The 26,187-nt window shown below is 71.0% G+C and carries 22 protein-coding genes; 15 read left to right on the top strand and 7 right to left on the bottom strand.

Translation table 11 applies throughout. The features are described 5' to 3' along the window. Positions 1 to 3 precede the first annotated feature (3 nt). Positions 4 to 1,020, top strand: coding sequence for an L-threonylcarbamoyladenylate synthase (locus tag ABSY19_RS16705; protein WP_382153619.1), 1,017 nt, complete (start codon positions 4 to 6; stop codon positions 1,018 to 1,020). Positions 1,021 to 1,183: 163 nt separating this feature from the next. Here ABSY19_RS16705 and dacB read toward each other — a convergent pair whose 3' ends face one another. Then, positions 1,184 to 2,731, bottom strand: a complete 1,548-nt coding sequence (gene dacB / locus ABSY19_RS16700; RefSeq protein ID WP_382153617.1) for a D-alanyl-D-alanine carboxypeptidase/D-alanyl-D-alanine-endopeptidase — start codon at positions 2,729 to 2,731, stop codon at positions 1,184 to 1,186. 127 nt (positions 2,732 to 2,858) lie between these two features. Between dacB and tsaB the strand changes: the two genes are divergently transcribed. Genes tsaB through ABSY19_RS16685 form a run of 3 tightly spaced genes read left to right on the top strand, consistent with a single transcriptional unit; the run spans position 2,859 to position 5,097 of the window. Beyond that, positions 2,859 to 3,629 carry a tRNA (adenosine(37)-N6)-threonylcarbamoyltransferase complex dimerization subunit type 1 TsaB gene (tsaB, locus tag ABSY19_RS16695; protein ID WP_382153614.1) on the top strand — a complete coding sequence of 257 codons (771 nt, stop codon included), beginning with the start codon at positions 2,859 to 2,861 and terminating at the stop codon, positions 3,627 to 3,629. A gap of 41 nt (positions 3,630 to 3,670) precedes the next feature. Next, positions 3,671 to 4,258 (top strand): ribosomal protein S18-alanine N-acetyltransferase, encoded by a 588-nt coding sequence (rimI, locus tag ABSY19_RS16690; protein ID WP_382163845.1) that lies wholly within the window; start codon positions 3,671 to 3,673, stop codon positions 4,256 to 4,258. Then, a complete protein-coding gene (locus ABSY19_RS16685; protein WP_382153612.1) occupies positions 4,255 to 5,097 on the top strand; it encodes a uracil-DNA glycosylase family protein in 843 nt (280 codons plus the stop codon). Before rimI ends, ABSY19_RS16685 begins: the two co-directional genes overlap by 4 nt. Before the next feature lie 41 nt (positions 5,098 to 5,138). On the opposite strand, the gene ABSY19_RS16680 is transcribed toward ABSY19_RS16685, so the two are convergent. Then, positions 5,139 to 6,050, bottom strand: a complete 912-nt coding sequence (locus ABSY19_RS16680) for a DMT family transporter (protein WP_382153610.1) — start codon at positions 6,048 to 6,050, stop codon at positions 5,139 to 5,141. Between the two features lie 86 nt (positions 6,051 to 6,136). On the opposite strand from ABSY19_RS16680, the gene pyrF reads away from it, so the two are divergent. From pyrF to ABSY19_RS16655, 5 genes are all read left to right on the top strand, one after another. Beyond that, positions 6,137 to 6,976: an orotidine-5'-phosphate decarboxylase gene (gene pyrF / locus ABSY19_RS16675; RefSeq protein ID WP_382153608.1), complete on the top strand. Its 840-nt coding sequence runs from the start codon at positions 6,137 to 6,139 to the stop codon at positions 6,974 to 6,976. Positions 6,977 to 7,131: 155 nt separating this feature from the next. Further along, positions 7,132 to 8,991: a DUF1800 family protein gene (locus ABSY19_RS16670; RefSeq protein ID WP_382153606.1), complete on the top strand. Its 1,860-nt coding sequence runs from the start codon at positions 7,132 to 7,134 to the stop codon at positions 8,989 to 8,991. Between the two features lie 10 nt (positions 8,992 to 9,001). Further along, entirely contained in the window at positions 9,002 to 10,462 is a 1,461-nt protein-coding gene (locus ABSY19_RS16665; RefSeq protein ID WP_382153604.1) for a DUF1501 domain-containing protein, read from the top strand. 150 nt (positions 10,463 to 10,612) lie between these two features. Continuing rightward, a complete protein-coding gene (locus tag ABSY19_RS16660) occupies positions 10,613 to 11,332 on the top strand; it encodes a glutathione S-transferase family protein (protein ID WP_382153601.1) in 720 nt (239 codons plus the stop codon). Then, the gene (locus ABSY19_RS16655) at positions 11,329 to 11,946 is read left to right on the top strand and encodes a glutathione S-transferase family protein (RefSeq protein WP_382153598.1); all 618 of its coding nucleotides are present in this window, start codon (positions 11,329 to 11,331) and stop codon (positions 11,944 to 11,946) included. The genes ABSY19_RS16660 and ABSY19_RS16655 overlap by 4 nt, the downstream gene beginning before the upstream one ends. A 9-nt stretch (positions 11,947 to 11,955) precedes the next feature. Here ABSY19_RS16655 and ABSY19_RS16650 read toward each other — a convergent pair whose 3' ends face one another. Further along, positions 11,956 to 13,509 carry a CHAD domain-containing protein gene (locus ABSY19_RS16650; RefSeq protein WP_382153595.1) on the bottom strand — a complete coding sequence of 518 codons (1,554 nt, stop codon included), beginning with the start codon at positions 13,507 to 13,509 and terminating at the stop codon, positions 11,956 to 11,958. Between the two features lie 215 nt (positions 13,510 to 13,724). Here ABSY19_RS16650 and ABSY19_RS16645 point away from each other — a divergent pair, with 215 nt between their 5' ends. Both ABSY19_RS16645 and ABSY19_RS16640 read left to right on the top strand, forming a co-directional pair. Beyond that, entirely contained in the window at positions 13,725 to 14,270 is a 546-nt protein-coding gene (locus tag ABSY19_RS16645) for a hypothetical protein (protein ID WP_382153592.1), read from the top strand. Positions 14,271 to 14,277: 7 nt separating this feature from the next. Beyond that, the gene (locus tag ABSY19_RS16640) at positions 14,278 to 15,108 is read left to right on the top strand and encodes a MipA/OmpV family protein (RefSeq protein WP_382153589.1); all 831 of its coding nucleotides are present in this window, start codon (positions 14,278 to 14,280) and stop codon (positions 15,106 to 15,108) included. A gap of 4 nt (positions 15,109 to 15,112) precedes the next feature. On the opposite strand, the gene uvrA is transcribed toward ABSY19_RS16640, so the two are convergent. Continuing rightward, positions 15,113 to 18,166 carry an excinuclease ABC subunit UvrA gene (gene uvrA / locus ABSY19_RS16635; protein ID WP_382163843.1) on the bottom strand — a complete coding sequence of 1,018 codons (3,054 nt, stop codon included), beginning with the start codon at positions 18,164 to 18,166 and terminating at the stop codon, positions 15,113 to 15,115. A gap of 275 nt (positions 18,167 to 18,441) precedes the next feature. Between uvrA and ABSY19_RS16630 the strand changes: the two genes are divergently transcribed. Beyond that, positions 18,442 to 19,635, top strand: a complete 1,194-nt coding sequence (locus ABSY19_RS16630) for an MFS transporter (RefSeq protein WP_382163841.1) — start codon at positions 18,442 to 18,444, stop codon at positions 19,633 to 19,635. Here the strand turns inward: ABSY19_RS16630 and ABSY19_RS16625 are convergent. Then, a complete protein-coding gene (locus ABSY19_RS16625; RefSeq protein WP_382153586.1) occupies positions 19,618 to 20,994 on the bottom strand; it encodes a chloride channel protein in 1,377 nt (458 codons plus the stop codon). The genes ABSY19_RS16630 and ABSY19_RS16625 overlap by 18 nt on opposite strands. Before the next feature lie 111 nt (positions 20,995 to 21,105). Between ABSY19_RS16625 and ssb the strand changes: the two genes are divergently transcribed. Continuing rightward, positions 21,106 to 21,606, top strand: a complete 501-nt coding sequence (gene ssb / locus ABSY19_RS16620; RefSeq protein WP_291112021.1) for a single-stranded DNA-binding protein — start codon at positions 21,106 to 21,108, stop codon at positions 21,604 to 21,606. A 69-nt stretch (positions 21,607 to 21,675) separates the two neighbouring features. Here the strand turns inward: ssb and ABSY19_RS16615 are convergent, their stop codons facing one another. Beyond that, complete coding sequence (locus ABSY19_RS16615) at positions 21,676 to 22,566, bottom strand: hypothetical protein (protein WP_382153583.1); 891 nt, start codon at positions 22,564 to 22,566, stop codon at positions 21,676 to 21,678. A gap of 296 nt (positions 22,567 to 22,862) precedes the next feature. Here ABSY19_RS16615 and ABSY19_RS16610 point away from each other — a divergent pair, with 296 nt between their 5' ends. Together ABSY19_RS16610 and ABSY19_RS16605 are read left to right on the top strand one after the other, a co-directional pair. After that, a complete protein-coding gene (locus ABSY19_RS16610; RefSeq protein ID WP_382153580.1) occupies positions 22,863 to 23,612 on the top strand; it encodes a ProQ/FINO family protein in 750 nt (249 codons plus the stop codon). Further along, the gene (locus ABSY19_RS16605; RefSeq protein WP_382153576.1) at positions 23,609 to 24,886 is read left to right on the top strand and encodes an MFS transporter; all 1,278 of its coding nucleotides are present in this window, start codon (positions 23,609 to 23,611) and stop codon (positions 24,884 to 24,886) included. Before ABSY19_RS16610 ends, ABSY19_RS16605 begins: the two co-directional genes overlap by 4 nt. Here ABSY19_RS16605 and ABSY19_RS16600 read toward each other — a convergent pair. After that, positions 24,850 to 26,151 (bottom strand): FIST C-terminal domain-containing protein, encoded by a 1,302-nt coding sequence (locus ABSY19_RS16600; RefSeq protein WP_382153573.1) that lies wholly within the window; start codon positions 26,149 to 26,151, stop codon positions 24,850 to 24,852. The genes ABSY19_RS16605 and ABSY19_RS16600 overlap by 37 nt on opposite strands. Positions 26,152 to 26,187 lie beyond the last annotated feature (36 nt).

Raw genomic sequence — 26,187 nt, 5'->3', positions numbered from 1 at the left:
GCCATGCCACCGCCGCTGCTGTCCGCGCAAGACCCCGCCGCCATCGAGCTCGCGGCGCAGCGCCTGGCCGACGGCTCGCTGGTGGGCATGCCCACCGAAACCGTCTACGGCCTCGCGGCCGATGCCGACAACGCCATGGCGGTGCACCGCATCTTCGAGGCCAAGGGCCGCCCGGCCGACCACCCGCTGATCGTGCACCTCGCGCCCGGCCCGGGCGCGCACGGCTGGCGCGCCGGCGTGGACCACTACGCGCGCGAAGTCCCCGCCTTTGCCGCCGCGCTCATGCACGCCTTCTGGCCCGGCCCGCTCACGCTGATCCTGCCGCGCCGCGAGGGTGTGGCCGCGGTCGCCGCGGGCGGACAGGACTCGGTCGGCCTGCGCTGCCCGGCCCACCCCGTGGCCCAGGCCCTGCTGAGCGCGGCCGCCGCGCGCGGCGTGAGCGGCGTGGCCGCGCCCAGCGCCAACCGCTTCGGCCGCGTGAGCCCCACCACCGCCGCGCACGTGGCCGAGGAGTTCGCCAGCCTGGCGGAAGACGAATTGCTGATCCTCGACGGCGGCGCCTGCCCGGTGGGCATCGAATCCACCATCGTCGACTGCACGCGCGGCCACCCCGTGCTGCTGCGCCCCGGCATGATCACCGTCGCGCAACTTGAAGCGGCCTGCGGCCAGCCCCTGCGCGAGCGCGACGAGGCCGCGCCGCGCGCCTCGGGCACGCTGGAATCGCACTACGCGCCGCGCGCCAAGGTGCGGCTGATGGACGCGCATCAGCTGCGCTCGGCCTTCCAGGTGCTGGGCAACGACGCGAAGCACATCGCGCTCTACGCGCGCAGCCCCGTGGAGCCCGCGCGAAGCGTGCCGCGCCGGCGCATGCCGGACGACGCGGCCGCCGCCGCCCAGGAACTCTTTGCCGTGTTGCGCGAACTCGACGCCACCGGCGTGCGCCTGATCTGGGTGGAAACGCCACCGGAAGACCCGGCCTGGGACGGCGTGCGCGACCGGCTGAGGCGCGCCGCGGCTTGAGGGGAACACCCCCCTGCGCCGCCTTGCGGCCTCCCCCTCTGTGGCGCGCCTTCGGCGCTTCGAGGGGGACGGCATCTCGGGCCGGCGCAGCCGGACCCTTGATGCCCCTGGACGGGGCTGCTTCATCCGATGCGGGTCGCGCTCCGGCCCGGTAAAAGCCGCATCAATCCGGCAGCAGGGCCGTCCACTCCAGCAGCGCGTCCAGCGCGGGCCGGGCGGCGGAGGCATTGGGGTGGTTGATGAAGCCGACCACCACATAACGCGCCCCATTGGCCGCGTTGACGTAGCCGGCGATGCCGGTGACGTCGCGCAGCGTGCCGGTCTTGACCCAGGCGTTGCCGCGCGCGGCGCTCTGGCCACCGCGCGCCAGCCGCGCCGCGGTGCCGCTGACACCCGCGATCGAAAGCGACTGCACGAACTGCACGCCCTGCGGGTGGCGCGCGGCATGGCGCAGCAGGCCCGCCAGCGCCTCGGGCGTGATGCGCTCCTCGCGCGAGAGGCCCGAGCCGTTGTCGAGCACCGGCCCCGGCACGCGGGGGCCGAAGGTGCGTTTCCACCAGTCGGTCACGACCTCGCGCGAGTATTCGAAGCGCGCCGGGCGCGAGGGCACCAGCCGGGCGGCGGCGGAACCCGGGGCCACCACGGCCAGCACGGGCGTGGCCGTCTGCGGCGGCGCCAGCTGGCCCAGCGTGAGGAACACCTGCTGCGCCATCACGTTGTTGCTCCACTGGTTCACGTCCACGATGACCTCGGACAGGGGCAGCGAGCGCGCCTCGTGCAGCAACTGCACCTCGGCCGGCATGGTGCCGTCGCGCACCTGGCCAGTGATGGAGCCGCCGCTGGCGCGCCACAGACCTTCCATGGCGCGCGCGGCGTAGCTCGCGGGCTGCTGGTAGGCCACGGGCCACTTGAGTTCGCCGCAGACCTGCGGGTAGCGGCCTTCGAAGCGAATGCGGTTCGGGTCGTCGAAGCGGGCCTGCACGGTGCCACGCCAGTCGCCGCAGGCGGTGCCGCGCGAGAGCGGCACGGAGGCGTCGACCGCCAGGCCGGCCATGGGCGGCTCGCTGACCACGCGGGCCACGCCGTTGGCCAGATCGGGCTGGAAGGTGAGGATGACCGACTTGAAATTGACCAGCAGCGCGTCGGGCGTGGCGTTGTAGGGCCGCAGGGCCTCGCCGTCGAAGGCGCCGGGGTCGATCGCGGGCAGCTCGAACGCGCTGTGATCGAGCACCATGTCGCCCAGGATCACGCGCACGCCCTTGGCCTGCAGGGCCAGGTAGGCCTCCTGGATGCGTTCGAGCACGAACTTGGGATCGCCGCCCCCGCGCACGTACAGGTTGCCGCGCAGCACGCCGTTCTCGACCGTGCCGTCGGTGTAGAAGCGGGTGTTCCAGGTGAAATCGCTGCCCAGCAGGTCGATGGCGGCGTAGGTCGTCACCAGTTTCATCACCGAGGCCGGGTTCACCGGGGTGCTGGCGCGGTGGCGCAGGCGCTCATGGGCGTCGGGATCGACCGAGATCACCAGCGCCGACAGCGCGCTGGCCGGCACCTGGGCCCGGCTCATGGCCGCCAGCACCGCGGGCGGCAGGGGGTCGCTCCGGCCCGCCATCTGGGCGCACGCGGGCAGCGCCAGGCCGGCCAGCAGGCTCAGCACCAGCCCGCGCACCGGGCGCAAGGCGGTCACACGGCGAAGGAAGTCGATATCGAACATGGTGTTTCATTATGAAACGGCACCGGGGAAGAACCGGCCACGGCCGTGTGAATGGCCGTTGCGGTGGATGGCCGGCGGCGCGCCCCCACCCCGGAAGCGGGGGCACCCGGTGCCCGATAATCCCGGGATGCCTTCCGCCTTGCGCCTGCTCGCCCTTGAAACCAGCACCGACACCCTCTCGGTCGCCCTGGGCAGCGGCGCGCCCGACGGCCCGCTGTGGCAGCACAGCGGCCCGGGCGGCGCGATGGCGTCCACCACCCTGCTGCCGCTGGTGAAACAGCTGCTCGATGCCTCGGGCTGGGCCCTGAACAGCCTGGACGCCGTGGTGTTCGGCCGGGGGCCGGGCTCGTTCACCGGCCTGCGCACCGCCTGTGCCGTGGCCCAGGGCCTGGCCTACGGAGCGCAGGATGCGGCCCGCCCGCAGGGCCTGCCGGTGCTGCCGGTCGACACCCTCCTCGCCCTGGCCGAAGAGGCCCGCTGGAACCACCAGCACGCCGGCCAGACCCCGCCCAAGCGCATCGCCGCCCTGCTCGACGCCCGCATGGGCGAGCTGTACGTGGCCACCTACGCCTGCGCGCCAGCAGGGCTGTCACCGCTGGCGCCGGCCCGCCTGTGCGCGCCGGCCGACCTGGGCGCACACCTTCAGGCCGATGGCGCCACCCTGCTCGCGGGCAACGTGTTCGACAGCTGCGCCAGCGCCCTGGCCGAACTGCCGGGCACCCGCCTGCCGGCCCTGCCCACGGCCGCCGCGCTGCTGCGCCTGGCGCCCGGCCTGCTGGCCGCGGGCGCGGCGGTGGCCGCGCGCGATGCCCTGCCGCTGTACGTGCGCGACAAGGTGGCCCAGACCACCGACGAGCGCGAACGCCTGAGAGCCGCCGTGGCAGCCGTCACGCCCTGAGGCTCACGATGGACACCACCGTGAACGCCCTGCTGCGGGCCATGACCCCCGGCGCCACCCAGCCCCCGCAGGCGGTGTGGCCACTGCCGGACACCGTGCGCCCCCCGGCCACCCGCGAACGCCGCATCGCCTTCGAGCCCATGACCGAGGCCGACCTGGACGCCGTGCGGGCGGTGGAAGTCACGGCCTACGCCCACCCCTGGTCGCGCAAGCATTTCCACGATTCGCTGCAGGCCGGCTACCCGGCGGTGTTGCTGCTGGGCGAGGCGCTGCCAGGTGAACAGGCGCAGGCCGTGCGCGCCGACGGCCGCGTGCTGCTGGGTTACCTCGTGGCCATGCCGGGCGTGGACGAGGTGCACCTGCTCAACATCACCGTGGCGCCGGCCCACCAGCGCCAGGGCTGGGCGCGCTTCATGCTCGACGCGCTGGTGCTGTGGTCGCGCGGCCAGCAGGCCCAGTGGCTCTGGCTGGAGGTGCGCCAGAGCAACGAAGTCGCGCGCCGCCTGTACGAGCGCTACGGTTTCTCGCAGGTCGGCCTGCGCAAGGGCTACTACCCGGATGGCCACCTGCGCCGGGAAGACGCCATCGTCATGAGCCTGAACCTGATGGCGGCGCGGGGCACCCGATGAGCGACGACGTGCTCGACACCTCCTTTGTTCCGCTGCTCGATGCGCGCCAGCGCGCCATGCTGGCCGAGATGGGCGTGCGCGTCTGGGCGCCCAGGCCCGTGCCGCCGGCCGTGGCGGGCCCCGTGGTGGAGGCACCCCAGGTCGCCACCGGGACGCCCAGGGTCGCAGCGCCACCGGCCACCGCGCCTTCGCGCCCGGCGCCAACCCCAGCCCCGAGCAGCGCGCCGCTCGCGCCCGCCGAAGCCCCTCCCGCCCGCCCCAGCCACGTGGACCGCATGGACTGGCCCGAGCTGCGCGAGACCGTGGCCAACTGCCAGGCCTGTGGCCTGTGCAAGGGCCGAAAGAACACCGTGTTCGGCGTCGGCGACGTGCAGACCGACTGGATGATCGTGGGCGAGGCGCCCGGTGAAAACGAAGACCTGCAGGGTGAACCCTTCGTGGGCGCGGCCGGCCAGCTGCTCGACAACATGCTGCGCGCGGTGGGCCGCAGCCGCCAGGGCGAGGGGGCGCAAGGCGCCTACATCGCCAACGTGCTCAAGTGCCGACCGCCCGCCAATCGCAACCCGCAGCCCGAGGAAGTGGCGCGCTGCGAGCCCTATCTGGTGCGCCAGGTGACGCTGGTCAAGCCCAAGGTCATCGTGGCCATGGGGCGCTTCGCGGTGCAGTCGCTGCTCAAGACCACCGAACCCATCGGCCGCCTGCGCGGCCGGGTGCACCGCTACGAAGGCGTGCCGGTGATCGTGACCTACCACCCGGCCTACCTGCTGCGCACCCCCGGCGACAAGGGCAAGGCCTGGGCCGACCTGTGCCTGGCGATGCACACGCTGGACAACGCCTGAGGAAGGCCACGCGATCCGGTGCCGGGCCGCCCCAAGCCGGATCAGTCCCCTCGGGAGGCAGCGACCCGCGCAGCGGCGGAGCGCGACGGCCACAACACCGACGCGATCGCCACCATCACCAGCGCGACGGCGGCCCAGTCCTGCCAGTGCAGCACCTCACCCAGCCACCACGCGCCGGTGAACACGCCCAGCACGGGGATGAACATCACCGATAGCGTGGAGGCGATGGGCGGCAGGTCACGCGCGAGCGAGAGCCAGGCCACCTGGGCGAAGGCAAACACGCCCAGCGCATTGAAGACGATGGCCCACCAGATGCCCGGCGTGGGCCAGACCCAGGCCGAGCGCTCGAAGGTCAGCGACAACACGGTCATCCACACCGTGGTGAGCGCCGTGAGCCAGAACGAGATGGTCAGCGTGGGCGTCGGAATCGTCGTGCGGCGCATCATCTGCGTGCCCACCGCCCAGGTGGCGGCGGCCACCAGCATCATCACCACCCCCAGCGGCTTGCCCGAGAGTTGCGTGAGTTCGTGCCACAGCAGCAGTAGCACGCCCAGCGCCGCCGCCGCCACGCCACCCCAGGCCCGGCCCGCCAGCCGCTGGCCGAACCACCAGCTGCCCACCAGCGCCGAGAACACCGGCATGGTGTAACCCAGGATCGCGGCGCGCCCGCTCGACAGCGTCTGGATCGCCAGAATCGCCAACGTGTGCCAGAACAGCATGTTGAACACCGTGAGCACCGCCAGCTCCCGCCAGTGCTCGCGCGGGATGCGGAAAGGCACACGCCGCCACCACAGGAACAGGCCCAGCACCGGCAGCCCGATCCACATGCAGATGGTGCGGAAGGTCAGGGGTGGAAAGCCCGTCACACCGAACTTCATGATGGGCCAGTTGATGCCCCAGACGAGGGTGAGCAGGACGAGCAGGACGAGTTGTTGTCGGGACAGGGCGTGCATGGCCGTGATCTTAGGCGGCGCGGGGCGGCGGTGTCCGTCGCGGGACCGCCAAGACCTCGCGGCAGGCGGCCAACTAAAATCGGCCCATGACCTTTCTCGACATGCTGCGCACCGCCGAGCGCCAGAACCGTTCCCTGCTGTGCGTGGGCCTGGACCCCGATCCCGCCCGTTTCCCCGCGCACCTGAAGAACGACGCCTCCCGCATCTACGACTTCTGCGCCGCCATCGTCGAGGCCACGGCCGACACGGCGATCGCCTTCAAGCCGCAGATCGCCTACTTCGCGGCGCACCGCGCGGAAGAGCAGCTGGAGCGGCTGATGGCGCACATGCGCCGCGTGGCGCCGCAGGTGCCGGTGATCCTGGACGCCAAGCGCGGCGACATCGGCAGCACCGCCGAGCAGTACGCCATCGAGGCCTTCGAGCGCTACGGCGCCGACGCGGTCACGCTCTCGCCCTTCATGGGCTTCGACTCGGTGCAGCCTTACCTGCAGTACCACGGCAAGGGCGCGTTCCTGCTCTGTCGCACCTCCAACCCCGGTGGCGACGACCTGCAGAACCAGCGCTTCGCTTCCATCGACGGCGAACCGCGCCTGTACGAACACGTGGCGCGCCTCGCGCAAGGACCGTGGAACCTCAACGGCCAGCTCGGCCTCGTGGTGGGCGCCACCTACCCCGCCGAGATCGAGCGCGTGCGCGAGATCGCGCCCACCCTGCCGTTGCTGATTCCCGGCGTGGGCGCGCAGGGCGGCGATGCCGTGGCCACCGTGAAGGCTGGCCTGCGCACCCAGGGCGATGAGACCACCGGTCCCATCATCGTGAACTCGTCGCGCGCCATTCTGTATGCGTCGGCCGGTGCGGACTTCGCGGACGCGGCGCGCCGGGTGGCGCAGAAAACACGAGACGAACTGCGCACCGCGCGCACCTGAATTTCGACGGATGGCCGCCGGGCAAACCCCGGCGGTAGCGCCGTCAGGCGGGTGCCGCGAACGCGCCACACCCACTTGTAACGACTTGAAATTCGGCCTTTTCCGCTGAAGGCGCCTCCCTACACTCGCGCTCGTCGAACCGAGGAGGGATCGTCATGATGGACATCGAAGAAGCGCCTGAACAAGCGGCCGATGCGAGCGCGGCCGACGCACACCACGAACCAGGTTCTTCGCCGGAGAACCCCACGCCAGCATCCCGGCACGCGCTCACGCCGCTGGCGGCGGCCGCGCTGCTCGCGGCTTGTGGTGGCGGAGGTGGTGGCGGCGGCGGCACCGCCGACGCGGCACCGGCAGTGGGCGTGATCGACTTTCCCATCGCTGGCTACAGCCACATCAACCCCACGAACGACGCCGAGGCCGCGCGCTTCCTTCAGCAGGCGCAGTTTTCCTCCACACCGGCGGAGATGACCGAGCTGCGCGGCATGGGCTGCGCGCAATGGCTGTCCAACCAGTTCGCGCGCTACCAGGGCATCACCGGCTGGAACTGGCTGGAAGCCCGGGGCTATGGCGCGGTGGACGCCAACAACTACTTCTTCACCTACTACCCGGCCGACTTCATGATCTGGAACCAGCTCCTGAGCGGGCCGGACATGATGCGCAAGCGCGCCGCGCTGGCGCTCTCGGAGTTCTTCGTGGCCTCGCTCGCTTCGGCCGAGTTCACCTGGCGCTCGCACGCCTACGCGAGCTGGTGGGACACGCTGGCGCGCAACGCCTTCGGCAACTACCGGCAGTTGCTGGAAGACGTGACGCTGCACCCGGCGATGGGCTACTTCCTCAACACCAAGGGCAACCAGAAAGAAAACGCCAGTACCGGCCGCGTGCCCGACGAGAACTACGCGCGCGAGGTGATGCAGCTCTTCACCATCGGCGTGGTCGAACTCAACCTCGACGGCACGCCCAAGACCAGCGGCGGCGTGCCGCTGGAGAGCTACACCCAGGCCGACGTGACCGGCCTGGCGCGCGTGTTCACCGGCTACAACTTCGACACCTCCGACGGCGTGCGCCATCCGGTGGACAACTACACCATCGAGTCGAAGGCCTTCGCGGGCAAGCGCATGTCGTTCAACGCCAACCGGCACTCCAACCTGGAAGCCCGCTTCCTGGGCACCACGGTGCCGGCCAACACACCGGGGCCCACCGCCCTGCGGATGGCGCTGGACACCCTGTTCAACCACCCGAACGCCGGCCCCTTCTTCGCGCGCCAGATGATCCAGCGCCTGGTGACCAGCCACCCCAGCCCTGCCTACGTGGCGCGCGTCGCATCGCGCTTCAACGACAACGGTGCGGGCGTGCGTGGCGACCTCAAGGCGGTGTGGGTGGCGATCCTGCTCGACGACGAGGCGCGCGGTCCGGCCTCGCTGCAAAGCACCACCTTCGGCAAGCTGCGCGAACCCATGCTGCGCTTCATCCAGTGGGCGCGCACCTTCGGCGTCACCTCGGCGGCGGGCAGTTGGAAGATCTTCGAGCTGAACAACACGGCCACCCAGCTCGGCCAGAGCCCGCTGCGCTCGCCCTCGGTGTTCAACTTCTTCCGGCCGGGCTATGTGCCACCGGGCACCGCGCTCTCGGCCTCGGGCGCCACCGCGCCCGAGTTCCAGCTGGTCAACGAGTCCACCGTGGGCGGTTACCTGAACTTCATGCAGGGCGTGATCGAACGCGGCATCAACTGCCCCGAGCCCGGCGCGCCGCAGGCCGCCTGGACCAACTACGCCTACGACGTGCAGGCCAACTACAGCCGCGAACTCGCGCTGGTGGCCGATGCCACGGCGCTGGTGAACCACGTCTGCCTGGTGCTCGCCGCGGGCCAGGTCTCCAGCGCCTCGCGCGCCACCATGGTCTCGGCGCTCAACGCCACGCCGGTGACCACGGCCAGCAGCGACACCGTCAAGCGCCGTCGCATCTGGGCCGCCATCCTGATGGTCATGGCCTGTCCCGAATACCTGATCCAGAAATAAGGGGCCCGACATGCACTTCATCCAGCCCGATCTGCACACCCGCCGCGCCTTCCTGCGCCGCGCCGGCCAGCTGGCCTTCACCGGCGCGGCCCTGCCCACCGCCCTCAACCTCGCGGCCATGGCCGACGCGGCGGCGTTCAACGCCACCGACTACAAGGCCCTGGTCTGCGTGTTCCTCAACGGCGGCAACGATTACGCCAACACCGTCGTCAACTACGACACCGCCAGCTACGACCAGTACAGCGCCATCCGCGGCGGCGGCGCGAACCGCACGGCCGGCGGCATCGCCCTGGCGCAGGCCGCGCTCACGCCCACCGTGCTCAACCCCACCGTGGCCCTGCCCGGTGGCAAGCAGTACGCCTTGCACCCGGCCATGACCGGGCTGGCCGGCTTGTTCAACAGCGGCGTGGCGGCGGTGCAGCTCAACGTCGGCCCGCTGGTGGCGCCCGTCACCCGCCAGCAGTACCACGGCAGCAACCGCGTGGCCTACCCGCTGCCGCCCAAGCTGTTCTCGCACAACGACCAGCAGTCAGTCTGGCAATCGTCGCAGCCCGAAGGCGCCACCACCGGCTGGGGCGGCCACATCGGCGACCTCGCGCTCTCGGCCAACACCAACCGCGTGCTCACCTGCGTCTCGGTCACCGGCAACACGGTGTTCCTCTCGGGCGACCAGGCGCTGTCGTACCAGGTCAGCACCAACGGCGCGGTGAAGATCGGCGCGGTCAACAACAACGTCTACAACTCGGCCGCGGTGCGCGCGGCCATCACCTCGCTGGCGCTGCAGACCCGCACCCACGTGCTGGAGAACGAATACAACCTCGTCACCGCGCGCGCCGTGGGCGCCGAAAGCGCGCTCACCTCGGCGCTGGCCGCCTTCCCGGCCACCGACGCACCGTTCAACGCCTTCCCCACCGCCAACGGCCTGGCCGACCAGCTCAGGATGGTGGCGCGCCTGATCGCCGCGCGCACCCAGCTGGGCAACCAGCGCCAGGTGTTCTTCGTCTCCATCGGCGGCTTCGACCTGCACGACAACCTCATCGGCGGCCAGGCCACGCTGATGGACCGCGTGAGTTCGGCGCTCACCGCGTTCTACAACGCCACGGCGGCGCTCAACGTGGCCGACAAGGTCACCACCTTCACCGCGTCCGACTTCGGCCGCACGCTCAGCTACAACGGTGACGGCTCCGACCACGGCTGGGGCAGCCACCACTTCCTGGTCGGCGGTGCGGTGCGCGGCAAGGCCTTCTACGGCAAGGCGCCACCGGTGAGCGTGGGCAACTCCACCACCGACGCCAACGACCAGTGGCACGTCGGCCAGGGCCGCCTGCTGCCCAGCACCTCGGTGGACCAGTACGCCGGCACCCTGGCCACCTGGTTCGGCGTGCAGGGCGCCGAGATGAACGGCATCCTGCCCAACCTGGGCAACTTCAACAGCGTCGACTACCCCACCAACCTGGGCTTTATGCTCTAGAGGGCTCCCCCCGCGCCGCACCTGCGGCGCGTCACCCATCAGGGGCAACACCTGCGGCCCGGCAAAGCCGGTTCCGCGGTGTTCCCGACCTGACACCGCCCTCCGGTGAAGTGCCCCTAAGATGGCCCGACTTCTTCAGCGGGCCTCTGCATGATCGACCTCTATACCGCCGCCACGCCCAACGGGCACAAGGTGTCCATCGCGCTCGAAGAGCTGGGCCTGCCCTACACGCTGAAGGTGCTCAAGCTGAGCGAAGGCGAACAGCGGCAGCCCGACTACCTGAAGATCAACCCCAATGGCCGCATCCCGGCCCTCGTGGACCACGAGGCCGGCGGTTTCGCGGTGTTCGAGTCCGGCGCCTGCCTGATCTACCTGGCCGAAAAAACCGGCCGGCTCATGCCGTCGGACATGAAGGGGCGCTCGCTCGTGATGCAGTGGCTGATGTTCCAGATGGGCGGCATCGGACCCATGATGGGCCAGGCCAATGTGTTCTTCCGCTACTTTCCCGAGAAGATCCCGGCCGCGATCGACCGCTACCAGGGCGAATGCAAGCGCCTGTTCCGCGTGCTCGACGGCCACCTGGCGCAGCACGAATACCTCGCGGGCGACTACTCCATCGCCGACATCGCCAACTGGGCCTGGGTGCGCACCCACCGCTGGTCCGGGGTGGACATCGGCGACCTGCCCCACCTCAAGCGCTGGCGCGACGCGATCCGTGCGCGCCCGGCGGTGCAGCGCGGCATCGAGCGGCCGGCCTCGACCATGGACCTGGAGCGCGACGGGGAACAGGGCGCGCAGCGCTTCGCCGAGGACGCCCGGCGCCTGATGGAAACCGGCCAGAGCCTGAAGGCGGGCGGGGGTGGCGCATGAAGCTGTACGTGTCGCCGCGCGCCCCCAACCCGCGCCGGGTGCTGATGTTCCTGGTCGAGAAGAACATCAACGGGCTGGAGCTGGTCAACATCGACCTCAACGCCCAGGAACACAAGACCAGCGGCTACCGCGCCAAGAGCCCGCTGGCGCGCGTGCCCGCGCTGGAGTTCGACGACGGGCGCGTGCTCACCGAGACGCGCGCGATCTGCACCTGGATGGAAGGCCGCTACCCCACGCCCAACCTGATGGGGCAGAACGCCGAGGAACGTGCCTTCATCGAGATGGCCGACCGGCGCGTGGAGTGGTACTTCATGCTGCCCATGGCCAACGCCATCCGCCACACGCACCCGGGCCTGGCGCCGCTGGAGCAGCCGCAGTTTCCCGATTTCGGCCATTCGCAGGTGGCCAAGGCCCGCGAGACCGCCGCCTGGCTCGACGCCGAGCTGCAGCGCCAGCCCTGGGTGGCCGGCAACCGCTTCACCATCGCCGACATCACCGCCTTCTGCACCGTCGAGTTCGCGCGGCTGATGCGCTTCAAACCCGCCGACGAAGGCTTCCACGCGCTGCAGGCCTGGCGCGACCGCGTGGCCACGCGCCCCAGCGCCCTGGTCTGAAGCCCTGGCTCAACCCCAGGGCGTGGGTGTGCGCGCCAGCGCGCGCTCCATGGCCGGCAGGGCCTGCAGGCCCGATGCCAGCTGGTCCCGCAGCGCCTCCTGCCAGCGCTCGACCCAGGGCGTGGCCAGGCCTTCGGGCACGGTGGCCAGCAAGGCCTGCGCGGTGCTCAGGTCGTTGAGCTGCCCCAACAGCTCCTGCGCATCGGCCAGGGCCTCGGTGCTGCGCTCCAGCCGCCTGGGCGGCAACACGCTGGCCAGGAATTCCTGCGCGTACCGCAGCTTCTTCAAGACGATGCGCAGTTCGTGCCGCCCCTCCGGTCCGAGCCGGCGCGCGCGGCGCGCTTCGGCTTGCAGCGCCATGTGGCGCTGGCGCAGCGTGTCGCGCGCCCAGTCGGGCAGGCTCTGCGGAACTTCGCCGCGGGCCTGCAAAGCCAGCACGGCCCGGGTGAATGCCAGCATTCGAAGCGTGTGCTCACATCCACCCAGGGCATCGGCCGCGCGCTGGTGGGCCGCCTGGCGCTGGTCCCGCACCCAATCAAGCAAAGCCTGCTCGGCGGGCGCCATCGCTGCGCCCGGCACGGCCTCGGGTTGCCACGCGGGCAGGCGTTCGGTGACGAACACATCCCAGTTGCGCGCGTCGCCGAGCTGGCCCGCGAGGGTTTTCCACTCGGCCGCCCAGTGCGCGACGAAACGGCGTGGCAGGTGGGCCCGGAACAGGCGCAGGCCGGTGCGCAGCCGCCGCAGGGCCACCCGCGCCTGGTGCACGAACTCGGGGTCGGGCACGGCGCCATCCGGCCCGGGCGACCGCACGCCGGCCTCATTGGCCTGCAGGTGGCTCAGGCAGCTCAGCGCGGCGGCCTGGAAAGCCTGCACCGGCGCCATCTGCGCGTCCAGCGCGAGCGGCTCGGCCTTGCTGGGCCGCAGGCGTTCACCGGTGAAGAGGGCATAGCCCCGCTCGGCCTTGCTGCGCTGGGCCGGCAGCAGGCGCAGCCCCTGGGCGGCGTGCCCGCTCGGGCCCAGGGCCAGCGTGTGCGCCAGGTCCAGCAAGGCATCGACCGGGCCGCTGAGCAACTCCAGCTCCAGCTCCAGAATGGCCTGGCGGTGGTTGCCCTCGGCGTTGCCGGTGGTGATGGCCCCCTGGTCCAGCGCCACCTCCACCACCGCGCCGCCGTGCGACAGGGTCCAGCTGCGGCGCGTGAAGTCGGTGCGGAACACCGGCACCAGCTGCCACGCCACACACAGCAGTTGCTGCGCCAGCGCCTCGTCGTCGACCAGGGCCGCGAAGTCGAAGCGGCCCGGGCGGCAAGCGGCCTCCCACTCGCCGCGGCGCGACAGGCCCCCCACCGAGGTGCCCGCCGTCTTCACCGTGAGCAGGGTGCGGCGGCCCACGCGGCGCTCGCGCACCGCCAGGCGCTGCGCGCACAGGGTGAGGGTGGAGGTGTCGAAATAGGTGTTGAACAGGCGCTCGCGGCGCGGCGCATGCCCGCTCAGCAGCGGGTGCGCGAGCAGGCGCGGCAGGTCCTCGGGGTGCAGTTCGAGCTTGAGTTCGGTTTCCTGGGGCATGGGTCGTTGGGGAGCGGGGGGAGCGGGGGGAGCGGGGGGAGCGGGGGGAGCGGCGAGTCTGCCAGCACCGTGGAAATTCATCTACCGCGCCACGCGGCGAGCCCGCCACAGCCTTACGCCTTGTAACGCCGGCGGCCACGCGCTACGCCAGAATCGCGACAGGCCGCGCCCCCTCGGACCCGGTCGTTCGACACAACACCCCACAAGCCCACGACATGACCCACCCACCGCGCACGCACCTCTCCATCGCCCTCCTGAGCCTGATGCTGCTGGGCAGCCTGCCGGCCCTGGCCGAAAAACCCGAATGGGCCGGCAAACAAGGCGGCAAACACGACAAGCATGAAAAACACGAGAAGCACCGGGACGACCGCCGCGATGACCGGCGGGAAGACCGCCGCGACGGGCCACGCTCGCCCTCGTCCAGCGTGTCGGTGAACATCCAGATCGGCGGCTACTTCGGTGAGCCCCAGCGCCGCATCGCCCACGAGTACTACGAGCCCCGGTTCAAGGCCGGAAAATGCCCGCCGGGCTTGGCCAAGAAACACAACGGCTGCATGCCCCCCGGCCAGGCGAAGAAGTGGCGCATGGGCTATCCGCTGCCACACGACGTCGTGTACTACCCGGTGCCCAACAGCGTGTCGGTGCAGATCGGCCTGCCCCCCTCGGGCTACAAGTACGTGCGCGTGGCGGCCGACATCCTCATGATCGCCGTGGGCACGGGCATGGTGGTGGATGCGATCGAAGACCTCGGCCGGTTCTGAGTTCGCGATGAGCCCCACCGCCCTGGGGGCCGCAGCGACCCTGCTCACCCTGGGCAGCGGGGCGAGTGCGGTGCAGCCGCCCGCCGACACCGTGACCCTGGAGGCCAGCCGCGATTACCTCGTGGGCGCCGCCGTGGCGTCGTCCGCGCCGCAACTCGGCAGCGATGTCGAGCAGCGCCTGCGGCTGCGCCCGATCTGGGCCTTTCAGCTCGGGCGCTTCCGCTTCGCCACCTCGGGCGCCAGCGCCCTGCTCAGCCAGGGCCGCCAGAGCGTGGACACCGGCGTGAGCACGGTGCTGGCCGGCAACGACCGCTGGTCGCTGAGCACCTCCCTGTCGATCGACGAGGGGCGCTCGTGGGACGACGACGCCGTCTTCCGCGGCCTGCCCGACGTGCGCGCCACGCTGCGCGGCCGCGTCGGCGCCAACGCGGCCCTGAGCCAGCGCTGGACCTACTCGGTGCGGGCCTCGCAAGACCTGCTGGGCCGCGCCGGCGGCCTGCGTGTGGACCATGGCCTGAGCTACCGCTACCCCATTTCCTCGCAGACCCACTGGGATCTGTCGCTGGGCGCGGGCTGGGCCAACGGCACCTACCGGCAGACGCACTACGGCGTGGACCCGGCCCCGGCGGCCGCCACCGGTGTGCCGGCGTTCGCGATCGGCTCGGGCTGGGACACGGTCTCGCTGGGTTGGCGCATCACCTCGGCGCTGAACCGCCACTGGGTGGCCTACGGCGGCGTGGGCGTCTCGCAGCTGCAGGACGCGGCCGCGCGCAGCCCGCTGGTGGGGCGCCAGACCGCCTACGGCGCCACCGTCGGCCTGGCCTACCGCAACAACTAGGCCTCTAGACCGTCAGCAGGCGGCGCAGGTAGCGCCCGGTGTGGCTGTCGGGGTGCGCCGCGATGGTCTCGGGCGTGCCCTGCGCCACCACCGTGCCACCGCCGGAGCCCCCTTCGGGCCCCATGTCGATGACCCAGTCGGCGGTCTTGATGACGTCGAGGTTGTGTTCGATCACCACGATGGTGTTGCCCGCGTCGCGCAACTGGTGCAGCACCTTGAGCAGCAGTTCGATGTCGGCGAAGTGCAGGCCGGTGGTGGGCTCGTCCAGGATGTAGAGCGTGCGGCCGGTGTCGCGCTTGGAGAGCTCCAGCGCGAGCTTGACGCGCTGCGCCTCGCCACCCGAGAGCGTGGTCGCGCTCTGGCCGAGCTGGATGTAGGACAGGCCCACGTCGAGCAGGGTCTGCAGCTTGCGGTGCAGCGTGGGCACGGCGCTGAAGAAGGCGTGCGACTGCTCCACCGTCATGTCCAGGATCTGCGCGATGTTGCGGCCCTTGTACTGCACGTCCAGCGTCTCGCGGTTGTAGCGCTGGCCGTGGCAGACCTCGCAGGGCACGTACACGTCGGGCAGGAAATGCATCTCCACCTTGACCACGCCGTCGCCCTGGCAGGCCTCGCAGCGCCCACCGGCCACGTTGAAGCTGAAACGGCCCGGGCCGTAGCCGCGCTCGCGCGCGGTGGGCATCTCGGCCATGAGTTCGCGGATGCCGGTGAACAGGCCGGTGTAGGTAGCCGGGTTGCTGCGCGGCGTGCGGCCGATGGGCGACTGGTCGACGTTGATGACCTTGTCGAAGTGCTCGATGCCTTCGATCGCGTCGTGCGCGGCCGGCTCGTCGTGCGAGCGGTAGAGCGTGCGCGCCACCGCCGCGTACAGCGTGTCGTTGACCAGGGTGGACTTGCCCGAGCCCGAGACGCCGGTGACGCAGGTCAGCAGGCCGACCGGGAACGCCACGCTCGCGCCCTTGAGGTTGTGCCCGCGCGCGTTGACGACGCGGATTTCCTGCAGCTCGCCCAGCGTGGCCTGGTGCGCGGCCTCGCGCGCGGCGCGGCGCTCGGCCGCCGGGCTGGGCGGGAAACGCGGCTTGGCGGGCGTGGCCTTCGGGGCATCGCCCTTCTTCACCACCGGCAGCCAGGGGGTGCGGCGCGCGGGCACGGCGATCTGGCGCGTGCCGCTGAGGTACTGGCCGGTAAGCGAATCGGCCGTGGCCATGACCTGCTCGCAGGTGCCTTGCGCCATCACGCGCCCGCCGTGCACGCCCGCGCCCGGGCCCATGTCGATCACGTGGTCGGCGGTGCGGATCATGTCCTCGTCGTGCTCGACCACCAGCACCGTGTTGCCGAGGTCGCGCAGGTGCTGCAGCGTGGCGATGAGGCGGTCGTTGTCGCGCTGGTGCAGGCCGATGCTGGGCTCGTCGAGCACGTACATCACACCGGTCAGGCCACTGCCGATCTGGCTGGCCAGGCGGATGCGCTGCGCCTCGCCACCCGAGAGCGTGTCGGCGCTGCGGTCCAGGCTGAGGTAGTTCAGGCCCACGTCGTTCAGGAACTTCAGGCGCTGGCGGATCTCGTTGATCACGCGCGCGGCGATGTCGCCCTTGGCACCGTGCAGCTCCAGTTGCTGGAAATAGGCCAGCGCCTCGCCCAGCGTGACGTGGCTGATCTTGTAAATGGGCTGCTTCTGTTCACCCTCGCCCACGAACACGTGGCGCGCCTCGCGGCGCAGGCGCGAACCGCCGCACTCCGGGCAGGGCTGCACGGCGCGGTAGCGCGCCAGTTCCTCGCGCACGGCGGCGCTGTCGGTCTCGCGGTAGCGGCGCTCGAAGTTGCGCACGATGCCTTCGAAGGGGTGCTTCTTGCTGATCTTCTTGCCCGCGCGCTCGCCGGATTCGAGCGCGTAGCTGAACTTCACCTCTTCCTCGCCCGAGCCGTAGAGCAGCACCTGCTGCACCGCGTCGGGCAGGCTCTCCCACGGCGCTTCGGCATCGAACTTGTAGTGCGCCGCGAGGCTCTCGATCATGGCGAAGTAATAACCGTTGCGCCGATCCCAACCCTTGATGGCACCGCTGGCCAGGCTCAGCGAGGGAAAGGCGACCACGCGCGCGGGGTCGAAGAATTCGGTGTGGCCCAGGCCGTCGCAGGTCGGGCAGGCGCCCATGGGCGAGTTGAACGAGAACAGGCGCGGCTCGAGTTCGCCCACGGTGTAGTGGCACAGCGGGCAGGCAAAGCGCGCCGAGAAACCGTGCTCGCGCGGCACCGCGCCAGGGGTTTCCGGCGCGTCCATCTCCATCGCGATGGCCCGGCCGTCGGCCAGGCGCAGCGCGGCCTCGAAACTCTCGGCCAGGCGCTGGCGCAAGGGATTCACGCCCTCTTCCTCACCGTCGACGCGCACCTTGATGCGGTCGATCACCACGTCGATGTTGTGCTTCTCGGTTTTCTTCAAGGCCGGCAGCGCCTCGGCCTCCAGCACCGCGCCGTCGACGCGGAAGCGCACATACCCCTGGGCCTGCATGTCGGCGAAGAGCTCGGTGAACTCGCCCTTCTTCTCACGCGCCACCGGGGCCAGGATCATCAGGCGCGTGCCCTCGGGCAGCGCGAGCACCGTGTCCACCATCTGCGCCACGCTCTGCGAGGTCAGCGGCAAGCCATGGTCGGGGCAGTGCGGCGTGCCCGCGCGCGCGAACAGCAGGCGCAGGTAGTCGTGGATCTCGGTCACCGTGCCCACGGTGGAACGCGGGTTGTGGCTGGTGGCCTTCTGCTCGATGGCGATGGCGGGCGACAGGCCTTCGATCAGGTCCACGTCGGGCTTGTCCATCAGCTGCAGGAACTGCCGCGCATAGGCCGACAGGCTCTCCACGTAGCGGCGCTGGCCTTCGGCGTAGAGCGTGTCGAACGCCAGGCTGGACTTGCCCGAGCCCGACAGCCCGGTGATCACCACCAGGGCGTGCTTGGGAATGTCGAGGTCGATGTTCTTGAGGTTGTGCGTGCGCGCACCGCGCACCGACAGGAACGCGCTGGCATGCCGCAGGGCGGCGCCCAGGTAACGGGGGGATGGCTCGCCCACGGACGGCGGCGCCCCGGGGGTGTCGGCGCCGGTCGATCCAGGCAATTTCAGGTCCGGGGGAAGGTTCTGGTTCAAGGCGCGATGCGGGGTTCAGGGCAACCCGACATGATAAGCCGCCACGCGGTTTTGCGCCCCTCCGCCCGGCGGGCGCCGGCCTTTCGCCGACAATACGCCGTCCCCTGTCTCCCCTGCCCGCCCTGCCGGCCTCCGCTGCCTTGTCCACCCTGAGCCCTTCCCCCGCCAACGCGGCCACCACGCCGCCCGACGCCGCCCGCATGACCCCTGCCGAGCGCCGCGCCAGCGCCTCCCTGGCCCTGGTGTTCGCGCTGCGCATGTTGGGCCTGTTCATCGTGCTGCCGGTGTTCGCGCTGGAAGCCGCGCGCCTGCCCGGCGGCGAGGACGCAGCCCGGGTGGGCTTCGCCATGGGCCTGTACGGGCTGACGCAGGCCTTTCTGCAGATTCCCCTGGGCCTGGCGTCCGACCGCTTCGGGCGCAAACCCGTGATCGTGGCCGGCCTGCTGCTGTTTGCCCTGGGCAGCGGCATCGCCGCCTGGGCGCCCGACCTCACCTGGCTGGCCATCGGCCGCGCGGTGCAGGGCGCGGGCGCCATCTCCGCCGCCGTGACGGCCTTCCTGGCCGACGTCACGCGCGACAGCGTGCGCACCAAGGCCATGGCCATGGTGGGGGCCAGCATCGCGCTGATGTTCGCGCTCTCCCTCGTGCTGGCGCCCGCGCTGGCGGCCTGGGTCGGCCTCTCGGGCATCTTTGCCCTCACCGGCGCGCTGGCGCTGCTGGCCATCGCCGTGGTGATCTGGGTGGCACCGCCCGAACCGCGCGAACACCGGCCTTCCGACATGCAGCAGTTGCGCGCCGGCTTGGCCGAGGTGCTGCGCCACCGGGGCCTGCTGCGCCTGAACCTGGGCGTGTTCGTGCTGCACGCGGTGCAGCTGGCGATGTGGATGGCGGTGCCGGCCCTGCTGGTGGCTGCCGGCCTGCCCAAGGCGGACCATGCCCAGGTCTACCTGCCCGCCGTGGTGGCGTCCCTGCTGGTGATGGGCGGCGTACTCTTTCCCATGGAGCGCCGGGGCCGGCTGCGCGCGGCCTTCCTGATCGCCATCGCCCTGATCGGTGCGGTGCAGCTCGCGCTGCGGGCCCTGGCCGACGCCTCACCAGGCCTGTGGACCCTGGGCGGGCTGCTGTTCGTGTTCTTCATCGGCTTCAACACGCTGGAAGCCAGCCAGCCCAGCCTGGTGTCCAAACTGGCGCCCGCGCACGCCCGGGGTGCGGCGCTGGGCGTCTACAACACCCTGCAGTCCGTCGGCTTCTTCGTTGGCGGCGCGGTGGGCGGCTGGCTGGCGCGCGCGCACGGCGCGCCAGGCCTGTTCGCGGTCTGTGCCGTGGCCATGCTGGTGTGGCTGGTGGTGGCCTGGCCGATGCAGGCGCCGCCGCCCTCAGCGGCCCGGCGCTGAACCCTCGCCGGGCGACGGCGGCGCAGCCGTCACACCATCGCGCATCGAGCGCATCATCAGCTGCGACATGGTGCTGTAGAGCGGCCGGCTGATCATGCGCGAGATCAGGCTGGCCAGCAGCGCGCAAGCCATCAGGCTGAGCACCATGCTGTGGCCATCGGTCATCTCCATCACGATGATCATGGCGGTGATCGGGGTCTGCGTCACGGCCGCCAGGAAACCGCACATGCCCAGCGCGATCAGGGCCGCGCCGTGCGGAGAATCGAGCAGCCAAGCCACGTCCGCGCCCACCCCGGCGCCGATCGACAGGCTGGGCCCGAACAGCCCGCCGGGCACACCCGCCCACGACGACAGCCACGAGGCCACGAACTTCAGGCCCGTGAACACCAGCGGCTGGTGCGACGCACCCGGTGTGCCGACCTGTTCCAGCATCACCTTGGTGTGCTCGTGTCCACCGCCCACGGCCGTGCCGTCGCTGATCACGGCGATCACCGCCACCGCGAAACCGCAGATCGCCGCGAAGGTGACCGGGCGCTTGCGCCGGTAGGCGCAGAAGCGGTCGGGCAGACCGATGAACGAGGCCAGCATCAGGCGCGACATCAACCCGCCGAGCAGCCCGCAGCCCACGGCCACCAGCGCGCCGGGCAGGAACAGGCTCCACGACAGGGCCTCGGCCCGCACCCGCCCGAAGTACGACAGGTTGCCGAACGCCGAAACCGCCACCAGGCCGGCGATCACGATGGCCGCCAACATCAGGCCGCTGTTGCGGTCCTGCAGGCGCCGGGACAGCTCTTCGATGGCGAACACGATGCCGCCCAGCGGCGTGTTGAAGGCCGCGGCGATGCCGGCCGCGCCGCCAGCCACCAGCAGTTCGCGGTGGGTGATGCCCGAGTTCGGCGACAGCCAGCGGCGCGCGTGCAGCATGACCCCGGCGGCGACCTGCACCGACGGGCCCTGGCGGCCGATCGACAGCCCGGCCAGCACGCCGCCGGACACCGCCACCATCTTGACCAGGCTCAGCCGCAGCGAGACGAAGCGCGAGCGCTCGCGCAAGGGCGTGGCCGGGTCCAGCGCGGTCAGCACCTGCGGCACACCGGAGCCGGCCGCCCCGGGGGCCCAGCGGCGGATGGCCCAGACCACCAGCGCCGTGAGCGCGGGCGTCCACACCAGCGGCGCCCACCACCAGCCGCTGCGCAAGCCGCTGTACAAGGCAAAGGCCCCCTCGGCCAGCAAGGTGAACGCCACCACCGCGAGGCCCGCCAGCACGGCATAGACGATCACCACCGCGCGGTCCAGCCATTGACGCCCCCCGCCCATTTCGTCGCGCAGGTTCTGCAGGAAGTCCGGTTCGCCTTTCATGGGGGACCAGTGTATCGACCGATACGGGCCGGCGCGCCGGCACTTGCGGCACAATGTCAGGCCGCGTCCCGGCCGCGTCCGGGCCCGCCCTCTCTTCAGGACAACACCACCATGGCATCCGTCAACAAAGTCATCCTCGTCGGCAACTGCGGCCGCGATCCCGAAATCCGCTACCTGCCGTCCGGCCAGGCCGTGGCCAACGTCAGCGTGGCGACCTCCAGCCGCCGCAAGGACAAGAACAGCGGCGAGATGATCGAAGACACCCAGTGGCACCGCGTCACCTTCTACGACCGCCTGGCCGAAATCGCCGGCGAGTACGTGAAGAAAGGCCGCCCGATCTACGTCGAAGGCCGCCTCAAGTACGGCAAGTACACCGACCAGTCCGGCGTGGAGAAGAACACGGTGGACATCATCGCCACCGAACTGCAGCTGCTCGGCGGCCGCGAAGGCATGGGCGGTGGCGGCGGTGAAGAAGGCGGTGGTGGCGGCGGCTACTCGCGCCCCGCCGCGGCCCCCCGAGCCCCGGCACCCGCGCCGCGCCAGGCCCCGGCGGCCGCGCCCGCGCGCCAGTCCAGCGGCTTTGACGACATGGACGACGACATCCCGTTCTGACGCCGCCCCGCCAGGTTTCACGATCAGGCCCGCACGCGCCTCGGCGCTGCGGGCCTTTTTGCCGGCCCCTCAGCCTACCCCGAAGTGCGCGGGCAACTGCAGGGCCACGGCGTAGAGGGCATGGCGCGTCATGCAGGCATGTGCCTCCCGCATGAGCAGGTTGCTGCGTTGCCATTCCTGGCCGGCCACGGCCTGAGCGAACGCCATCGCGCCTTGAGATCCGGTGTGACACCCGGGCTCGGCCAGTTGGCGCACGCGACCGGCGCGGGCCCATCGGGCTTGCGCCAGCTCCCAGTCCATGACCGCCTGCAGGTAGGTCTCCCTGGCCTGGGCAAAACGATCGCTCGCCGAGGTGCGATGCCCATCCGGCGTCTTCGAAATGGCCTCATCCCCTTGCCGCTGCGCTTCGAGCGCCAGCCGGTCGATCTCGGCAGGCGCCGCCGGGATGAAGCTGGTCCCATTCGTGTCCAACTGGGCCGGCAACAGGCGCGTCACCCGCGTGAAGTGCCGGCCCGCCGCCTCCCACATCGCCGTGGCCATCTCCACCGTGCATCGCAAGTCCGCCAGCATTTCCGTGAGCTTGCGCTGCTCCGTCCCTGGGCCCAACCCAGCGTCCCCCCTTGCCGTGAGGAGGTGGGCCAGGCTTTTCAAGGTCTGCTGGGTGTTCAGGCTGCCCATCAGCCGCCGCCGGGCCGTGTCCACCTCGTGGCACGCGGTCAGCACGCACAGGAGCCGCCCGTTGAGCCGCCGCAGATCGGCGGGCTCGTGCGCATCGCGTTCGGCTTCACGCACGTACACGTGCTGCAGCACGTCCCGAAACGCCATGCCCGTGACGCCGCGCCCGGCCGCACCGCCCATGGCCTCGGGCGCGCCTGCCTCGTGCCGCCCAGGCCTCCCCCACCCCTCTCCCCTGTGATGAGTGGCACCAAGCCCCCCACCCTCGTCGAATGCGTCGAACATGCCGAGGTCTTTCCCGAATCAAGTTGGATTGAAACCAAGGGGCATCACCATCCGGCGCGATCCGACCATCGCCGGCATGAGGTGCCCATCGGCACTTGCTGCGCGGAGTCCGTCTCTGGTGGACCGTTCAAAACACCCGCGCGCGGAAATTTATAACACTGTTTTTCTACAAAACCCATGCTTTTCCGGCATGAAATGAACAAAAAGGTTATCGAAATCCAGAAATGGCCGGCGTGCCATGGATCGTTCTGGCAGCCCATGCATGGACGAAGGTGGCCCGCATCCCAGGCACTGGCATGATGTCGGACTTCGCAGCCCCGCTGCCGGTCCCACTCCCAGCCATGAACACAGCCACCACCCCGCCCGACGCGCCCGCCACCGCCCAACCGGCCCGGGCGCGCCGCGGCGCGCCGCGCAACAAGGCCCCACGCACCGATGCGCGCCCACCCCGCCAGCACCCGGTGCTCGACCAGTTGACCCAGCTCGCGCCCGGTCTCTTCGGCGAGGTGCTCAAGCCGCTCAAGCGCGGCATCTACCAGGACCTGCTCGACGCCCACCCAGGCGTGCTGGACGCCGAAGGCCTCAAGGCCGCGCTGGCCCTGCACACCCGCTCGTCGCGCTACCTGACCGTGGTGGCCTCGGGCCAGCCGCGCCACGACCTCGCCGGCCAGCCGGTGGAGGCCCTGGCGCCCGAGCACGTGCACCATGCGCTGATCGAGGTCTTCCGCCGCCGCCAGGGCCGCTCGCCGGAAGACCTGGTCCCCAAGCTGCGCCAGCGCATCGTGCAGGCCTTCGAGGCCTCGGGCCTGGGCCGTGAGGCCTACGCCACGCTGGTGATGGGGCGCGACGAGACCGTCAACGCCATCACCGCCGAAGCCCTGGCCGAAGCGGCCAGCCGCGCCGCGCGCGACGAAGCCCTGCTGCGCGCCTTCGACGCCAGCGGGCAGACGGTGGAGGCCTTCGCCGACATGTACGGCATGCCGGTGCACGAAGCCCGGCGCACGCTGGAGCGCGCCCGCGCCCGCCAGACACCCCGCGCCGCATGAGCCCCGCGACGACCACCGAATCACCCTACGCGTGGTGGCGGCTGGTCGTCTCGCTCTTGCTCATGACGCTGGGCGGCGTGGGCATGTACTCGGTCACCGTGGTGCTGCCGCGCATCCAGGCCGACTTCGGGGTGGATCGCGGCGCCGCCTCGCTGCCCTACACGCTCACCATGGTGGGCTTCGGCGTCGGCGGCATCCTCATGGGCAAGCTGTCCGACCGTTTCGGCGTGATGGTGCCGGTGCTCGGCGGCGCCGTCGGCCTGGGCCTGGGCTTCATCGCCGCCGGCGCGGCCACCACGCTCTGGCAGTTCAGCCTGGCGCAAGGCCTGCTCATCGGCCTGCTCGGCACCTCGGCCACCTTCGCGCCGCTGGTGGCCGACACCTCGCGCTGGTTCGACCGGCGCCGCGGCATCGCGCTGGCGATCTGCATGAGCGGCAACTACGTGGCCGGTGCGATCTGGCCACCGGTGACGCAGCATTTCATCGACCACGGCGGCTGGCGCGAGGCCTACACCTTCATCGGCGTGTTCTGCCTGCTCACCATGCTGCCGCTGGCCCTGGTGCTGCGGCGGCGCCCGCCCCCTGAAGCAGCGCCGGTGCCGGTCGCTGCGCCCGCCAGCGCGACCGTCGTTCAAGGCGATCGGCCGCTCGGCCTGTCGCCCGGCACGCTGCAGGCCCTGCTGTGTGTGGCCGGGGTGTCGTGCTGCGTGGCCATGTCCATGCCGCAGGTGCACATCGTGGCCTACTGCACCGACCTGGGTTTCGGCGCCGCGCGCGGCGCCGAGATGCTCTCGGTGATGCTGGGCATGGGCGTGGCGAGCCGGCTGATCTCCGGCTGGATCTCCGACCGCATCGGCGGCCTGCGCACGCTGCTGCTGGGTTCGGTGCTGCAGGGCGTGGCGCTGCTGATGTTCCTGCCCTTCGATGGCCTGGTGCCGCTGTACCTGATCTCCGGCCTGTTCGGCCTGTTCCAGGGCGGCATCGTGCCGAGCTACGCCCTGATCGTGCGCGAGCACTTCGCGCCCATGCAGGCCGGCGTGCGCGTGGGCACGGTGCTGATGGCCACGCTGCTGGGCATGGCGCTGGGCGGCTGGATGTCGGGCGCGATCTTCGACCTGACCGGCTCCTACCAGGCCGCCTTCCTCAACGGCATCGGCTTCAACCTGCTCAACGTCAGCATCGTGTTCTTCCTGCTGCGGCGCGCGCGGGCGCGCGGCATCGGCCTGGGCCGGTCGTCTCAGGGCATGGTGAACACGGTGAGCACGCCGGTGTAACCGTAGAGGCTGTGGTGAGCGATCTCGCCACCGGCGAAGAAACCCACCAGCGGCACATCGCCGAGCGCGCGGCGCACCACCTGAAGCTCGGCGCTGGGGCTGCCGAAATGCGGTCCGCCGCGCCCCGAGCAGCTGATGTACACCGCCCCGGCGATGCGACGCGCGGCATGCGGGCCGGCCTCCACGTCGGTGGACGAGAGCGCTGTCGCCATCGACAGGCCCAGCTCTTCGGGCTCGAGCTCTTCACGCACCTCGGCGCACACGCGCACGAGGTCGGCGCGCGCGGCCTCGGCGTTGCGTTCGCAGAAGGCCAGGCGCGTGCCCACCGGCGCCACGTCGGCAATCGCAATGCCGCGCCGCCCCGGGTCCAGGCCGATCAGGTGGCGCACCAGCACCTCGGTGCCGAACTGGCCGCGCACGCGCGGGGTGGGCGCTGAGGACGCGCTGTGCTCGGGCAGCGGCGGCGAGAGCCCCACCAGCGTCGCGCGCAGGCGCGGCATGGCTTCTTCGGGTTGCTCCAGCGAGATCACGCGCTCGCGCAACAGCACGTCCAGCGCGGGTTCGTCGTCGAGCATCAGCACCAGGTTGCCGTCGGACGCGGTGACCGTGCGCTCGCGGTCCACCGGCTGCGCCCCCTGCGTGACGCGCGAGACCAGGCCCACGTCCGCCCCGAAGGCCACGCCGCTCAGGCCGCCATGGAACACCCCGCTGGCCGCGCCCTGACCGTCGAGGTTGCCCGCGCTGCTGAGCGAAAACTGCACGCTCTGGTGCCGGCTCGCCGCCAGCCCACCGAACACGTAGCCGCTGCGCGTGCGCTCGGCCATTTCGGCAATGAGTTCGGCCAGCTCGGGCGTGCCGCCATCGGCATGCACCAGCGCCGTGTGCGCCTCGAAACGATCGGCGATCGCGGGCCGGCCACTCGTGGAGAGTGGCGCCACCCCGCTGAACACACGGTACTGGCCCGGGTGCAGATCGCACAGCATCACGCACATCGCGGGCTCGTCGAAATACTCCACGTTGTTGGCCGCGATGCCCACGCCCACGGTGCCGGCCCAGTCGATCGCCTCGGACGACAGCTCGGCACTCAGGTGCTTGAGGATGGCCTCGGCTTCGTCGGCGTAGTGGTCGGTGATGTAGAGCAGCCCCAGGCAGGGCGACTTGGCGTATTCGGGCAGCGCCATCTGCGCGCGCAGTTGCGCGAGCACGAGAGCGGCGGCCATCCGCCATTGCGGGTGGGTGGCGTGGGCGTAAGGAAAGAGTTTCATGAGAAAAAAGGCGGCGCGCCGCAGACGCGGTGGCGT

The organism is Hydrogenophaga sp. ANAO-22 (assembly GCF_042466645.1).
GTDB lineage: Bacteria > Pseudomonadota > Gammaproteobacteria > Burkholderiales > Burkholderiaceae_C > Hydrogenophaga.
The sequence above is the reverse complement of the archived record's forward strand: the minus strand, read 5'-3'. Positions and strand labels throughout refer to the sequence as shown.